The sequence below is a fragment of the Methanobacterium subterraneum genome, from assembly GCF_002813695.1.
GTDB lineage: Archaea > Methanobacteriota > Methanobacteria > Methanobacteriales > Methanobacteriaceae > Methanobacterium > Methanobacterium subterraneum.
Genome location: NZ_CP017768.1, coordinates 1975461 through 1990260, shown reverse-complemented (window position 1 = coordinate 1990260; position 14800 = coordinate 1975461). Strand labels below are relative to the sequence as shown.

Here is a 14800-nt window from a genome sequence, read left to right as displayed (position 1 = left end):
ATGGATAAACAGAGAAGCCATATAATCAGTGCCATAGTAATGCACCGCCCCGGTGTCCTGCAACGCGTGGCTGGCCTTTTCACCCGCAGAGGTTTTAACATAGACAGTATCACCGTTGGTCCCTCAGAACAGGATGGATTGGCCCGTATGACCATCATCTCCAGGGGTGATGAGAAAGTTCTGGAGCAGATCACCAAACAGCTGAACAAGATCATCGAGGTAGTTAAAGTTCGGGATCTGGATCCTGAGGGAACTGTAATCCGGGAACTGTGTCTAATAAAGACCCATGCCACCTCAGAAAGATCCCGTTCAGAGATCATTCAGTACGCCAACATTTTCCGGGGCAGAATCGTTGATGCCGGACCAGAAAATCTTACCCTGGAAATTACCGGAACCCCCGAAAAAATTGACGCCCTTATAGATCTTTTAAGAGGTTTTGGTATTAAAGAAATCTCCAGAACAGGCCCAACTGCCATATCCCGGGGTTCAAAGACCATCTAGGGATTTCCTTAAAACCCCTTCATATTTTTTCTTAGTATTTTCATTGATTAAACTGCTTAAAATAAATTATATTTGAAATAAAGCGGTTTTAACCTTGAAAAGATATTATAATTCCCCAATTTAACTCAGGGCAAACTTTATTAATCAAACTCCATCAATATTAGACATATAAAATTGAACTTTGAACTAAGAAAAAAAATTTCTTACATACCATTCGTGGTATTTCTTTTCCATTTTAAAAGAGGTGACCCCATGAAGATTTATTATGAGAAAGACGTGAATATGGATGTGCTTAAGGATAAAACCGTTGCGGTTATAGGTTACGGGAGTCAGGGAATGGCCCAATCCCGAAATATGGCCGACAGTGGATTGGATGTTATTGTTGGACTGAGAAAAGATGGAGACTCCTGGGAAACTGCAATATCCCATGACATGCCAGTTATGACTGTGGAAGAAGCCAGTAAAGAGGCTGATGTTATCCATGTGTTGATCCCTGATGAAATACAGGCTCAGGTTTATGAAAAATCAATTAAAGATGGTTTAAAAGAAGGGAATACTCTAAGTTTCTCCCACGGATACAACATTCACTTCCAGTACATAAACCCGCCGAAAAAAGTTAACGTTACCATGATCGCCCCTAAAGGACCCGGATCCACAGTGCGCCAGCAATATTTAGATGGCTTCGGAGTTCCGGGCCTGGTGGCAGTTGAACAGGATTACACTGGCGATGCACTTCAGGTTGCCCTGGCTATGGGGCAGGGAAGCGGTCTTACCCGTGCCGGAGTACTGGAAACCACATTCAAGGAAGAAACTGAAACTGACCTCTTTGGTGAACAGGTAGTTCTCTGCGGAGGAGCCACCGAACTCATAAAAGCAGGATTCGAGACCCTGGTGGAAGCTGGTTACCAGCCAGAAGTGGCCTACTTTGAAACCTGCCACGAACTCAAACTCATCGTTGACCTCATCTACCAGAAAGGATTTGCTGGTATGTGGAACGACGTCAGTAACACCGCTGAATTTGGTGGACTAACCCGTCGTGACCGGGTTATAACTGATGAATCTCGGAAGGAAATGAAAAAGATCCTAGAAGAGATCCAAACCGGTAAGTTTGCCAAAGAATGGGCCCTTGAAAACCAGTCCGGCCGCCCGCAACTCAACCGGATGCGTGCCATTGAAAGCGAACTGGAAATTGAAAAACAGGGCAAAAAACTAAGGAAACTTTGCGGACTGGAAAAATAAACTTTCCATCCCCATATTTTTTTTATTAAGGAAAAATCTTAAATACTAATCTCAGATTCACAATTACACAATTCTCCCCAGGTGAACTAAATGGTATTTGTAGGAATGGATCACGGCACCACCGGTGTTTCTTTTACAGTGTTACACCAACAACCCCAGCACCTCAAGATAGGTCGGGATGAACTCTCTTCTGGTGAAGTTCTAGCTATGGAAGAGCTTTCAAAAGTGGTTGACTTAGATTCCATTCAACTAATGGCCATTACCTATGCCATGGGTGATGGTATCAGTGAAATAACCCCCCTGGAAAAGGTTAAAAATAGGGGAATTCTTTCCATTGAAGGAGCTGGAAAGGTTACTGGGGGAGGAACTGCTGTTTATGAGGAAATTGAACAATCCGGAATTCCCACCGTCTTAATACCTGGACTGCACCAGGGTACCCCTTGTATGGATCCTCTTTTCCGGGCAGCCTATTCTCATCATGCCAGTGCCGAGAAGGTAAGCATATGCTACAACGCCCATCGGGAAACTGGTTATGATAATTTCATTGTTTCAGATATTAGCTCCAACACGGTTAGTCTTCTCCTGGAAAATGGAGATATTCGGGGTGCGGTGGATGCCTGTCTTGGTTCAATGGGTATTGTGCACGGCCCCCTGGATTTGAAAATGATACGTGATGTTGATGAGGGATTACGCACTGCCAACCAGTGTTTTTCCCGTGCAGGGGCAGTTAAAGTGGCAGGGATAGATGAAAGGGTAGCCCATGCCAAGGATGTTCTGCTAGAAAGGTACCAGGAGGGAGACCCTAAGGCGGAACTGGCCCTGGAAACCATGCTCATGACCATTGCCATGGAGATATATGGACTAGCTGGTATTGCCGGTGAAGAAATGGAAGGTGTGGTGCTCACTGGTTCGGTGGGAGCCATGCAGGAACCCTTTGATTTTTACGGTACCCTTAAGGATACGGTGGAAAACATTGGAGAAGTGGTAATGCTACCCCCTACCTCGGGTTCAGTTGGAAGTGCCCAGATTGCCCAGGCTGTTTTCGAAGGTGCTCAGGACATACTTGGAATTAAAGTTTTTTAACAACCTATTTTTAACTAAATTTGATTATTATAGATTTATATTACAAAATCACGTTTTTTTAACTTAAAAAGAATTTTAAACTATTCAAAATAGGTAATCTATATTTCTACTGTAGAAACTATGTTGTGGGAGATATCCTAAATCATGGTCTACTGTAGAATAATTATGGTAAACAGAGGATAAATATCAAGATTCGAAATAACAATTTTGTCTACTGTAGAAAATCAGGGATTGAATTAATCAATCTTTTATTAACCAATCCAGCGTGGTATTAACCTCCACCGTAACCCGGACCATCAGTATGATCAGATATTTGGGTGATTACAGCTTTTTTTAACCCTCTAGACTGCAAAATCTTTTCTTTAAGATTTTTTTCCACTCTTTTTTCCTTTAAAGGCAACTGGTCAACAAGTTCAAGGAAGTCTGATCGGTATAAAAGACCAGTGGAGTTTAGTTTAATCCATGTTTCACACTTTCGGACATGTATTTCATCAGCCCTTCCCATAGAACAAGTTCCAATATAGCGAACAGTAGAACCAATCTCTATTATCCTGTTTCTGCAGTCCTTTGCTTCCATCTGATCACCTACCACGGACAAAAATAATTTAAAAAAAAATAAGGTGTTAACTTGGGTAATTATCCATTTAATCAACAATTAGACGTGACCTGTATCTAATTGTGACCTGTATCTAATATTGAATTTTCTGGGAGATATATTTTGGGGGGAGGATAAATAATAGCCTTTTTAATATCCCCATAAAAAGGTGAAATAATAATTTAATCCAGCCAATCTATCATATTTTCCAAAGAAGCAGTGGCATCCAGTGAAATGGGAGTTACGGTGGCACAGTTTTCACGTTTGAGAGTATGGACATCGGTACCCACCTCATCATCTTCCACAGAATCACCATCAATCCAGTAGTAAGGTCTTCCCCGGGGGTCCAGGCGCTCCTTGATATGCACCCGATACATCCTCTCTCCTAAACGGGTTAACTTTAAGCAGTCACTATCAGGATGTGATGGAATGTTCAGGTTTAAAAAATCAACTCCATCTGGTAACCCATTTTTCAGAATCATCCGTGCCACCCTCTCTGTCATTTTCTGTGCATGGGAAAAGTCAATATCCACATGTCCATCATGAAATTTGATATCTCCACGGGTAACCTGCAGAGAAACTGAAAGTGCAGGGATACCGTGGACTGCTGCCTCCATAGCAGCCCCGATGGTTCCCGAGGTAGTTAACTCTGATTTTCCAAGGTTTTCACCGATGTTAATTCCGGAAATAACTAAATCCGGTTTTTGATCAGCTATTTGGAAGATTCCAATGATTAACGCGTCGGTGGGTGTTCCTGAAACCATGTAAGCTTCCCCACCATCAAGCATATGGGTGTTGGTAACCCTTATGGGCTCAAAAAGAGTAAGGGCATGGCCTATTCCACTTTGCTGGGTTGCAGGCGCAACAACCAGAGTTTCTCCCAGTTTTTCTGCTGCTTTTTTAGCAGCGATGATGCCTGAGGAGTTAACTCCATCGTCATTAGTGATGAGAATGGTCATAGAGGCAGATTTATACCTCAACATCTAAATAGTTTGCGTGAGGAAACCAGTTGGTGAGAGGAACAGTTTTAAGTATAAAGAAATAGAAAACAAATATTATCATCTAGTGAATAAAGAAATTATGAGGTGATGTTATATCATCACTGTTTGAAGGTGGGGGAATTGGATAAAAACAGATTAGTCAAATTCATGGCAAGGGTAATGGAAGAATCAGGCTTCAAGGTCTACCGTAACTTCCAGACTTCCCGACACATCATTGACATCTACGGCGTTCTACCCACCATCCTCGGAGATATTGGGGTGGTTGTAGCCTGTAAAAACTATGATGACCGCTGGGAAGTAGGTCTTGATGTTTTAAAGGAAATGGAAATGGTGGGAAAAACCCTTAAAGCCTCCAAGATCGTGATAGTTACCACCTCTTACTTCACCAAAAGTGCGGTGAACTACGCTGACCGTAGGAATATCAAAATTATTGATAAAGACGGCCTAGTGACACTGGCTAAGAAATTTTCCGCCAAGCAGGAAGAATACAGTGGCGTACAAATATACGATGATGAAGAAGGAGAAGGAACACCTCCCGAGGTTGCCGAATACACTCCTTCATCAGAAACAGCTTCTTCATTTCCCAAAACTACATCCTCATCAACCGGGTTCTTCAGCAGAGGGAAGGGAAGTTTGGATCGGGCCACTAAATCAAGATCATTTTCCATGCCTGAAGGCCCTGGACTTAAACCCCTCTTAACCAACACCATATCATTGATAATCATTGTATTCGCACTTTCATCCATTATAACTTATTTCATTAGCATGGGATACACGAATACTGCTATTTTAGGAATTGCCAAAATATTAATTTCCGCAGTGCTATCCTACGGGCTGGTGATGGCTATTGAACGTGATGTGACTACTACTCTCAGTAAGGGAACCATTGTGTTCTTTGTTTCCCTCCTGATCTACGTTATCATGATCATCGCCCTTTAACACCCTTTTTTTTAACCATACTTTATATTCCCTTTTACGTTTTAATAGCCCTAAAATATTCCCATTCTTACGTTCCATGTAACTCCATCATCATTGAGATCTTGTTTTTTTTACTGACCCCTTAAGAATTCTAAACTTTCAAAAAGCTAACGCCATTATGGATTATGGAAAAAAGATACTATTCTTAAAATTTAGTGATGTCATGCAATGGTTAAACACTGGAAACCAGGGCGCGTTGAAAATACAGTGAAGGATTGATTAGAATTAGAAATTTTGAACTTGTTTTTCCCATTTTTATCATCCATTGCTTCCATCTAATCAGTGGACAGGGGAATTTCAAAAATAGTTTAGAAAATGGAATCGAATGGGCCGGAGGAGATTCGAACTCCTGATCACCTCGGTGTGAGCGAGGTATCATACCCCTAGACCACCGGCCCGAATGGATATAGGACTGTAAATAGAATTTCATGCCTATTAAACACTAAAATAACAATCAATGATTTAATAAAAGGTTTGAAATGGGCCGGAGGAGATTCGAACTCCTGATCACCTCGTTGTAAGCGAGGTATCATACCCCTAGACCACCGGCCCATACTAGGTACTTCCATGGTTTGGTAGGGAAGTTATATAAAGTTTTCCAAGAATGCAAGTAATATTCAAAAAAAATGATTAATTCTATGTTTGGTTAGTGAAAACAAATAAAACATTTTCAGGATGAGGGTTAGATGCCGGGTTATAATGATTGGTATTACTGTTATCACTGCAAATACAATTTATACTAGTATAACCAATAGATTCTGGATAAGATCATTATTTAATTTTGAGGGATATAATATGGCCTTTGACGAGTCAGGAAAAATATGGTTCAATGGAGAGTTCGTTGATTGGAAGGAAGCAAATGTTCACGCATTATCACACGTAGTGCACTACGGATCAAGTGTTTTTGAAGGAATACGGTGCTATAACACCAAAAAAGGTCCGGCAGTGTTCCGGTTGGCAGAACACGTGAAACGCCTCTACAATTCCGCCAAAATCTACAGGATGGGAATTCCTTACTCCCAGGAAGACTTTGGTCAAGCAATCCTGGATACTATAAAGATTAACCAACTTGATGCCTGCTACATACGTCCCGCTATCTTCAGAGGTTATGCCGAGCTGGGAGTTTATCCCCTGAACTGTCCAGTTGAGTCCATTATCGCGGTTTGGGCCTGGGGAAAGTACCTTGGAGAAGAGGCCCTTGAAAACGGGGTGGATGTTGGTGTTTCCACCTGGCGCCGTATGGCCCCTAATACCATGCCCAACATGGCAAAAGCAGGGTCTAACTACATGAACAGCCAGTTGGCTAAAATGGAAGCAGTAGCCAGTGGGTATGACGAGGCTATTATGCTGGACTACCATGGAATGGTCAGTGAAGGTAGTGGCGAAAACATCTTCATTGTAAAGGATGGAGTCCTGCACACCCCTCCACGTGCTTCCTCATTACTGGATGGTATCACCAGAAATTCCGTGATCACCCTGGCACAGGAAATGGATCTGGAAGTTAAAGAAGAAGAAATACCTCGAGAGATGCTTTACATTGCTGATGAACTCTTTTTAACAGGTACCGCAGCAGAAATTACCCCCATACGATCGGTTGACCATATAACTGTTGGTGATGGAAAACGGGGTGAATTAACCAAACAATTACAGGAACGTTTCTTTGCAATTTTAGAGGGTGATGCTGACGATAGGTATGGTTGGCTAACTTTCATTTAATCAACAATTTTTAGGGAATCTTTTTAAAAATTTCTCCTTTCCCATTTTTACTGGATTATAAATTTCACTGATATTTGGAAAATAACCTATAATCTATGGTGAATTTGGGTGTAATTAACAGGAAAATAATATTAAATATGGGAAAAAGCTTATTTTAAAGTTACACAGATACTTGATTGGAATAAGAAAATTATGCTTGAAGTAATATTGTTAATCAGGATACCCTTATTATAAGTTATAACTTAGAACTTATAAATTAAAACTTATAAGAGCAGTTTTAAGTATAGGCCCAGCTTACTAATACCTTCAATGAATTTAGACAATTATACAACAAGAAATGAAAGCAATTTATAAAAAATGGAGAAATAATTTATGGATATCATTCAAGCTATAATCATGGGAGCAGTCCAGGGATTAACCGAATTCTTACCCATCAGCAGTTCAGCACACTTAGTATTTGTCCCTGAGCTAATTGGTGCACAGTCCAGTTTAGCATTTGACACCCTTTTGCACGTTGGTACACTGGTAGCAGTGGTAGGGTACTTCTGGAAAGACATTCTAGCCATGATAAAGGCATTCATGTCTAGTTTAATTGATATTATCAATGGAAACTTTAAAGAAGGTATAAAAGAAGACCCATTCAAGAGGCTGACCTGGCTGGTGTTGGTGGGTACCATCCCGGCCGGCCTGATGGGAATTCTCTTAAAAAGCGAGTTTGAAAGCCTTTTCAGTTCTATAGCAGCAGTTAGTTTCTTCCTCCTCATAACCGGGGTAATTTTATGGAGTGCGGAATGGATTTCCGATAGAAACCGTGAAAAAGAGATTAAATGTAAAGAGATTAAAGAGGTTAGTTTCACCAATTCCCTCATTATCGGTCTTTTCCAGGGATTTGCCATTGCACCCGGGATATCCCGTTCCGGGTCCACCATAGCCGCAGGGTTATTTTCAGGCCTGGAAAGAAAATTAGCAGCACGTTACAGTTTTTTACTGTCAATTCCAGCCATACTGGGAGCTGCACTTGTACAGGCCAAAGATATTGCTGGTTTTGATGCCGGTCTGGAAGTAATGATTGCAGGGTTCTTGTCAGCAGCAATCTTCAGTTACCTGGCAGTTAAATTTATGATGGGATACATTCAAAAGCACAGCCTGCGAATATTCGCCTATTACTGTTGGATAATTGGTGCTTTATCCCTAATTATAACCTTGGTCTGGAAATAATCCCCTAAAAAAGTAGTGTAAAAATAGGGGAAACAGCTCACTTTATTTTTTTGACCCCTTTATTTTAAAGCCCCTTATTTTGAACCCCATTTCCCCATTTAATTTGATTTAATTTTCACCAGTACGGTGCAGGGGGCACTGTCAATTCCTTCCACCTGCCAGGGGATGATCATAATTTCTTCCAGAATCATACCGGATTGAAGGGATTGGAGATTCAAGTCCTCAACAAATAGGAGGGGTTTGCCGAACTCTGCCTTTTCCTGGAAAGCAGTCTGGTGAACTTCAATCATCTCTCGCATTCTACCGTAACGAGACATAGAAACCGTATCAATAGCTAAACACCTCAGTTTAGGGAGTTTACCTCTCAGATAAGATACCGCTTCGGGTGAAATTCCTGGATTTTTAGTTAGATATTTTTCAGGGTCAGTTTCACGGTATTTCCCAAACCCAGTACGTATTAATATACAATCAAAATCAAGTTGGTCTGTTTCAAACTGTTCTAGTGCCGTGCGAAAATCTTCCTTATTAATGAGTTCATCTGCTGTTTTGGATAAATCCAGCAGCAGAAGACTATTGAATATTAGTTCATCAGGACCGTAGGTATAAATGGGACGTCCATCTTTCAGAAAATGGGAGGGGGCATCCACATGGGTTCCGGAATGATTCTCCACAGTAATAACTGAAGTGTTGTAATCATCCCCCTGTGTAATCCGAGTTTTGGGGGTTATGGTTATTTTGGTAAGGTCCGGGTGGACTGGTGTTTTGCTAGTGAGATTGTAGGATATCCTAATATACTGGTAATCGTTCCCATTATTCTTTTCATCATTTACCATTTGATCACTGGTGGTTGTTTCAAAAACTGATTCGAATAATATCGCAGTTAATTTATGTAGTTCAACCACATAATTTTAATATAGGCAATATTTTCCAACTTAAATGTATTTAGAAAATTTCTCTACATAAGTCCTCTGTTTTAGCCCTGATATCATCAATAGAAATACCTTGAAGTTGGGCAGCTAGCATCGCCCCCCCAGCACCAGCACCTTCCTTCACCACTCCCTGGGTGTACTTTTGAAGTCCCAAGTTTTCTGATTTTTCAAATCCAGGGTCAACTGCATAGATGTTTATGGGTGCAATCTGTTGGGCAATATAGTTGATATCTGCAGTTTCATCAGTGGCCACGAAAATGGTGGTGGCTATGGAAACATCCTCGAAACTAAAACCTTCCACTGCTTCTTTTAAGAATGCACATACAGCGGTCATCTGGGTTCCCCCCGCTAAAGTTACCGGTACCGTGCTTCCTGCTGTGATTCCTGCTACTGCCGGGATCATAGGATCCCCCACTGCCCCCACTGCCTGGAATGGATCCAGGGGAAGATCATTGGCTAACCCCGCAGCTTTCAGGCCGTTTTCCACTGTCTGGCGTTTTAGTGTGTGAGGATTTTCAGGTGTGCTCCCGCTGACTTTCCCCCAGGCATCATAGCCCAGGGCTTCCAGAACACCCAGTGCAGTGGTGGTGCCGGCAGGGGTGCTTTCACCTATTATCAGGTGATCAGTGAGTTTAGATAGGGTTTTCCCCAGCATTTTTCCCTTATTAAATATTTCCATAGGATTAAGGACAGCTGCCCCGGTTTCAATATTGCCACCCCGGTTATGGTTAATATTCACGTATGGAATGGAAGGTTTGATGGCTGAACCTGCATCCACAACCAGGAAAGGAATTCCTGCCATTTCAAGTGCGGCTTTAGTTATCACTGCAGGAGTCGGGGCTGCTTCTCCCCCCACCACTGTTTGAGGGATTTCAGGAAGACATTGAGGTTTGCCGTGGAGTATTAATTCCACATCAGCTGCTGGAGTGTAATCTGTTAGTTCAGGTGATGCTCCTGCACCAGTTATCCCTGGAATGCGTGAAGTTAAAGTGGTGGCAATAACACATAAAAATAATGAATCCTTGTTCTGTAATTTTTGAAGTTTATCTCGTGACCCGAAACTTTTAATAGATTTATCCATACCTATTCCTCTTTTAAAAATAATTTAAGAAAATACTAATTTTTAATTTTACTGGTTAAAATTTGTTTGACTATAAAATTGGGTGAAGTTCTATATAAAAATAAATTTTCCAGGGGAATACCCTTTGCATTCATAGACTTTTATGAAAATTAAATAATGATGAAAAAGAGATAATGGATGGTGGGATAAATCCTATGAAATTAATTTAAATTGGATTATACTCATTATAATTATGAATAATTAAAGCATTCATTCCAATTAATTCATTTTTAGGGCTTTAGAGTGTGATATAATTGATATGTATTGGTTTAGAGGGAACAGCAGAAAAAACTGGTGTGGGAATAGTAGATTCCGAAGGTAATATCCTGGCTCTGCAGGGCCGGGCCCTTCTTCCAGATAAAGGAGGAATCCACCCTCGTGAAGCAGCCGAACACCATGCGGAAAACTTGGTCCCCCTCATAAAAAAATCCTTAGAAGAAGCAAATTTAAAGCCAGAAGACCTGGATATGGTAGCCTTTGCACGCGGACCAGGCCTAGGTCCAGCCCTGCGAACAGTGGCCACCGCTGCCAGAAGCCTGGCTTTGTCTCTGGATGTGCCTATTGTGGGTGTGAATCACTGCATAGGACATATCGAAATTGGCAGACTGACCACTGGCTGCCAGGACCCCCTTACACTCTATGTTAGTGGGGGTAACACCCAGGTAACTGCCTTTGACAGTGGCCGCTACCAAATATTTGGAGAGACACTGGATATTGCCATTGGGAACTGTTTAGATCAGTTCGCCCGTACAGTGGGCCTGGGACACCCTGGTGGCCCCAGGGTGGAGGAACTGGCACTGGCCTCTGATAACTATCTGAAATTACCCTACACAGTGAAGGGGATGGATCTTTCCTTCTCCGGGTTACTCACTGCTGCCATTCGTAAATACGAATCTGGAGCTGCCCTGGAAGATGTGTGTTACAGTTTGCAGGAAACAACATTTGCCATGCTGGTAGAGGTGACTGAACGGGCACTGGCCCATTCTAAAAAATCAGAAGTCCTCCTGGTGGGTGGTGTAGCCGCCAACCAGCGCCTACGTGAGATGCTGGAAGTCATGACCCAGGAACACTATGCTGATTTTTTCATGCCGGAAATGAAGTACTGCGGGGATAACGGGGCTATGAACGCCTGGCTGGGTTTGTTAATGTACCGGCACGCTAAAAATCTGAACATGGCGGACACCCATGTTATACAGCGTTACCGAACTGACCAGGTGGATGTTCCCTGGATGGAAAAATCGGCCCGGAAACTGGAACTTCCCGTGGAACTGGTGGCCAAGGGTGCTGAAGCCAATATCTGCAGTGGTCATTACCTGGATGAAGAAGTTCTCCTAAAAAAGAGGGTGGTTAAGGGTTACCGGATCAGGGAGATTGATGCGTACCTCCGCAGGAAGAGAACCAAAAATGAAGCTAAACTCCTGGGAGAGGCTAAGCGTTGTGGGGTGGTGACTCCCCTGGTTTATGATGTTGATCTAAAAGAAAGTGTTATCACCATGGAGAAGGTTGCAGGAAACGAAGTAAAGGTGATTTTCAGTGGTGAAAATTCCATGGATTTATCCACAATCAAGTCTATCTCCAGGATTATTGGGGAAAATGTGGCCCGGCTTCATGACTGTGGTATAATACATGGTGATCTAACCACCAGCAACATTATTCTCCGTGAAGATGGGGATTCTGTGGTGTTCATTGATTTTGGTCTGGGTAAGATTTCTGATCTAATTGAGGATAAGGGGGTGGATTTGCTGGTTTTTAAAAAGGCCATTAACGGCATCCACCATGATATCAGCCGGGAATGTTTTGATTCCATAATTGAAGGATATTCATGTGCCCGGGATTGCAAAGAGATAGTTGCTAAAATTGAGGAAATAGAAGGACGGGGACGTTATACCTAGACCTTATAAATTATAACTGATAAGTTATAAGTTATAAGCAAAGGAGGGATCTCCAAAAAAAGTTCCTCACCCTACTCTTTTTACTGTTAATAGAATTAGTCCATCCAGGTCTTATTAGAAAAATTCACAAAATAATAATTTTTATAAATCAATTATTATGGCCCATTATTATCGGAAAATATATGAGAACTTTCCCATAATATTAATATACGGTGATTCTATGGAAAAAGAGATAATAGCAGCTATTATGGCTTCAACCTCCGATGTGGATATGATGACCAATGATCGGATTGAAGCTCTGACCAAGGGACATGGGATGTTAAATATTGCTGCAATATGTGCAGCTAACTCAATCGCTGAAGATGTTCAGAGAGGAACCGAGATTAAACTCACTGACCATAATGTTCAACAGTTACCAATAGATGACGTGTTAAAAAAGGCAATAGACTCAGCTGCACTAGCTGGAGCTGACCCTGCTAACGCCGCCCTCATAAGTGCTACTTTATGTTATTTTGCCGGGACAAATGCCCAAGCAGGGGTTCCTGCCGGGAACCGAAAGTTAGGGGCCATGGCCCGGATAATTGCCGGAGTAGATCGTTGCGGAGTTATTGCCATACCCACCGCCAAAGTAAACAACAGGATATCAGGATATGCAGCAGTTAGGGCTGTTTATGATGATATTTTTGACAATAAAATCACAAAGATAGATGGAAGCATCATCCCCATGGGTGTGGGGGGTGGACCATTGTATGGCCATGGAGCACTGGGAGAAGACATAGCTTTCCCGGAACTTGCCAGAAACGGTGCCGCCGCAGGGACCAAAGGAATGTTAAAAGCCTATGCCAATGTAGGAATGCCACCCAGCCCCATTACCGCCGCCATATTTGGAGCTGCAGCCATACTGGAAATAGTCCATCCAGACTCTGAAATTGGGGAAAAATACGGGGAACTTTTCAAAGACAACAGTGCTTACGTAGCTGGTTTGGGTGCAGTTGAAGCAGCAGGACTTCCTGAAAAACTCCATATTAGAGGAACTGGGGAAGAATATGACACCGCACATCTGGTAGGAGATTTAGGTGTTATACTTAAAGATATTGGAGGACCCTCAGTTATAGGGATGATGGCCTTTGAAGAAATGCTATCCGCCTTCGAAGAATCTCTGGCAATCGGTGCCGGTTTCTCTGGTGGTCCATTGCAACCTCCACTAGGTCATATGACTGCTGATGCAGTACTGGCAATGAAAGTTCTTATAAGTAGTGGTGGAGACCTGGAAGTAGCCGCAGAAAAGATAAAAGAGATTAAAGAAAACTTCTGGCTTGAACCAGAACTAGCCAAAGTAGCCACCAACACCATTTCCCGAAAGGCCGAACAAGTTAAAAGAGGTCCGGTCACTAAAGCAATGATACTAGCCACAGATGGGGGATTAACCAAAGCCGTGTCAGAAAGAGCTAAATTTACCTATGACAAATTAAAAGAAGGTAAAAAACTGGATGAAATCGTGCGCATGCTGGATGATGAAAAATTGAACGATGTGGAAACAGCATGCAGTGCCCTGTTCAGTGGAATGATGGGGAAAGACATTAAGATAAACATTACCCGCTATCAGGGCTGTGGCCGGAGAACTCCCAATGCGTTCCTTAAAAGGTACTGTGGATTTGACACAGATACAACAGTAGAAGTTACCGTGGATGGTGAAAAGATTGTTTTTGATGGTTTATCACAAAAGGTGATACCAGATGCGGTGGTTAATAAAAAAATGGATATACTCGAAGCAATTCCATTGGCAGCAGTTCCAGTTGTGGAACTACAGTTATGTGGCCACACCATCATTAATATCATAGTACCAGCAGCTGTTGCTGCAACAATGAACAGTGAATTAACACCACGGGAAATAGCAAGAAAAGCTGTTGAAGGCGCATATATATCATCAGCAATACCTGGAGGGGTTCCAAGAGCTGAAGAGGTTAGTAAACGGGCGATTAAAATAATGTCTGAACTTTAATTCCTGGTGTAAAAAAATGCTGCTGATGATTACCGTAGACGATCTGCCCACCGAAGGCTTGCCCTATGTCATTGAACGCACCATGGAAAGAGGAGCTAAAAATATACACGTCCTAAACGGAATTACCAAAAAAGGACGTGTAGAATATATTTTTTTAGTAGAAGTAACTGAAAAAAAATTAGAAGACATTTCAGCATTCCTTGCACTGGAACTAGGAACACTAGGGATGAAAATCTTCCACACTGATCATATAATGCTCCCGTTCGAAATAATTACCAGGAAAGTAACAGTTGAAACAAACACGAACCAGTTTGAAGCAGAAGTACGGGTTAAATACCTAAAAAATGATGATGAACAGATCATATCCTTGAAAGCAGAATATGAGGACATTAAAAAAATAGCATTGAACTTGGAATCCAAGGGAATACAAATTTCACTATCTAAGTTAAAAACTATAATCGAAGCAGAAGCTTATAAAAAAGCACTATCTGAAGAAAATATAAAAATAAGTGTTAATTGACAGGCA

At 41.9% G+C, this 14800-nt stretch carries 13 protein-coding genes and 2 tRNA genes; 9 read left to right on the top strand and 6 right to left on the bottom strand.

What is annotated here, in order from left to right; translation table 11 throughout:
- The 3 genes from ilvN (at nt 1) to BK009_RS09670 (ending at nt 2823) form a co-directional block, all read left to right on the top strand.
- Nucleotides 1-501 carry an acetolactate synthase small subunit gene (gene ilvN / locus BK009_RS09680; RefSeq protein WP_100905210.1) on the top strand — a complete coding sequence of 167 codons (501 nt, stop codon included), beginning with the start codon at nt 1-3 and terminating at the stop codon, nt 499-501.
- Nucleotides 502-753: 252 nt separating this feature from the next.
- A complete protein-coding gene (ilvC, locus tag BK009_RS09675; protein WP_100909489.1) occupies nt 754-1740 on the top strand; it encodes a ketol-acid reductoisomerase in 987 nt (328 codons plus the stop codon).
- Between the two features lie 90 nt (nt 1741-1830).
- Complete coding sequence (locus BK009_RS09670) at nt 1831-2823, top strand: methanogenesis marker 12 protein (RefSeq protein WP_100909488.1); 993 nt, start codon at nt 1831-1833, stop codon at nt 2821-2823.
- Nucleotides 2824-3094: 271 nt separating this feature from the next.
- Here BK009_RS09670 and BK009_RS09665 read toward each other — a convergent pair whose 3' ends face one another.
- Nucleotides 3095-3400 carry a DUF2098 family protein gene (locus BK009_RS09665; RefSeq protein WP_100909487.1) on the bottom strand — a complete coding sequence of 102 codons (306 nt, stop codon included), beginning with the start codon at nt 3398-3400 and terminating at the stop codon, nt 3095-3097.
- A 200-nt stretch (nt 3401-3600) separates the two neighbouring features.
- On the bottom strand, nt 3601-4377 hold the full coding sequence (gene surE / locus BK009_RS09660) for a 5'/3'-nucleotidase SurE (protein WP_100909486.1): 777 nt from the start codon (nt 4375-4377) through the stop codon (nt 3601-3603).
- Nucleotides 4378-4530: 153 nt separating this feature from the next.
- Here surE and BK009_RS09655 point away from each other — a divergent pair, with 153 nt between their 5' ends.
- Nucleotides 4531-5358, top strand: a complete 828-nt coding sequence (locus BK009_RS09655) for a restriction endonuclease (RefSeq protein WP_335645304.1) — start codon at nt 4531-4533, stop codon at nt 5356-5358.
- 365 nt (nt 5359-5723) lie between these two features.
- Here BK009_RS09655 and BK009_RS09650 read toward each other — a convergent pair.
- Nucleotides 5724-5795, bottom strand: a tRNA-Val gene (locus BK009_RS09650).
- Nucleotides 5796-5877: 82 nt separating this feature from the next.
- Nucleotides 5878-5949: transfer RNA gene (locus BK009_RS09645), tRNA-Val, on the bottom strand.
- A gap of 243 nt (nt 5950-6192) precedes the next feature.
- Between BK009_RS09645 and ilvE the strand changes: the two genes are divergently transcribed.
- On the top strand, nt 6193-7113 hold the full coding sequence (gene ilvE / locus BK009_RS09640) for a branched-chain-amino-acid transaminase (RefSeq protein WP_100909484.1): 921 nt from the start codon (nt 6193-6195) through the stop codon (nt 7111-7113).
- A 372-nt stretch (nt 7114-7485) separates the two neighbouring features.
- A complete protein-coding gene (locus BK009_RS09635; protein WP_100909483.1) occupies nt 7486-8331 on the top strand; it encodes an undecaprenyl-diphosphate phosphatase in 846 nt (281 codons plus the stop codon).
- 98 nt (nt 8332-8429) lie between these two features.
- On the opposite strand, the gene BK009_RS09630 is transcribed toward BK009_RS09635, so the two are convergent.
- Nucleotides 8430-9164: a cyclase family protein gene (locus BK009_RS09630; protein ID WP_100909482.1), complete on the bottom strand. Its 735-nt coding sequence runs from the start codon at nt 9162-9164 to the stop codon at nt 8430-8432.
- A 109-nt stretch (nt 9165-9273) separates the two neighbouring features.
- On the bottom strand, nt 9274-10341 hold the full coding sequence (gene cobT / locus BK009_RS09625; RefSeq protein ID WP_100909481.1) for a nicotinate mononucleotide-dependent phosphoribosyltransferase CobT: 1068 nt from the start codon (nt 10339-10341) through the stop codon (nt 9274-9276).
- Between the two features lie 293 nt (nt 10342-10634).
- Here cobT and BK009_RS09620 point away from each other — a divergent pair, with 293 nt between their 5' ends.
- From BK009_RS09620 to larC, 3 genes are all read left to right on the top strand, one after another.
- On the top strand, nt 10635-12272 hold the full coding sequence (locus BK009_RS09620) for a bifunctional N(6)-L-threonylcarbamoyladenine synthase/serine/threonine protein kinase (protein ID WP_100909480.1): 1638 nt from the start codon (nt 10635-10637) through the stop codon (nt 12270-12272).
- A 220-nt stretch (nt 12273-12492) separates the two neighbouring features.
- A complete protein-coding gene (locus tag BK009_RS09615) occupies nt 12493-14274 on the top strand; it encodes a hypothetical protein (RefSeq protein ID WP_100909479.1) in 1782 nt (593 codons plus the stop codon).
- A gap of 16 nt (nt 14275-14290) precedes the next feature.
- Nucleotides 14291-14794, top strand: coding sequence for a nickel pincer cofactor biosynthesis protein LarC2 (gene larC, locus BK009_RS09610; RefSeq protein ID WP_100907206.1), 504 nt, complete (start codon nt 14291-14293; stop codon nt 14792-14794).
- The last annotated feature ends 6 nt before the right edge of the window (nt 14795-14800 follow it).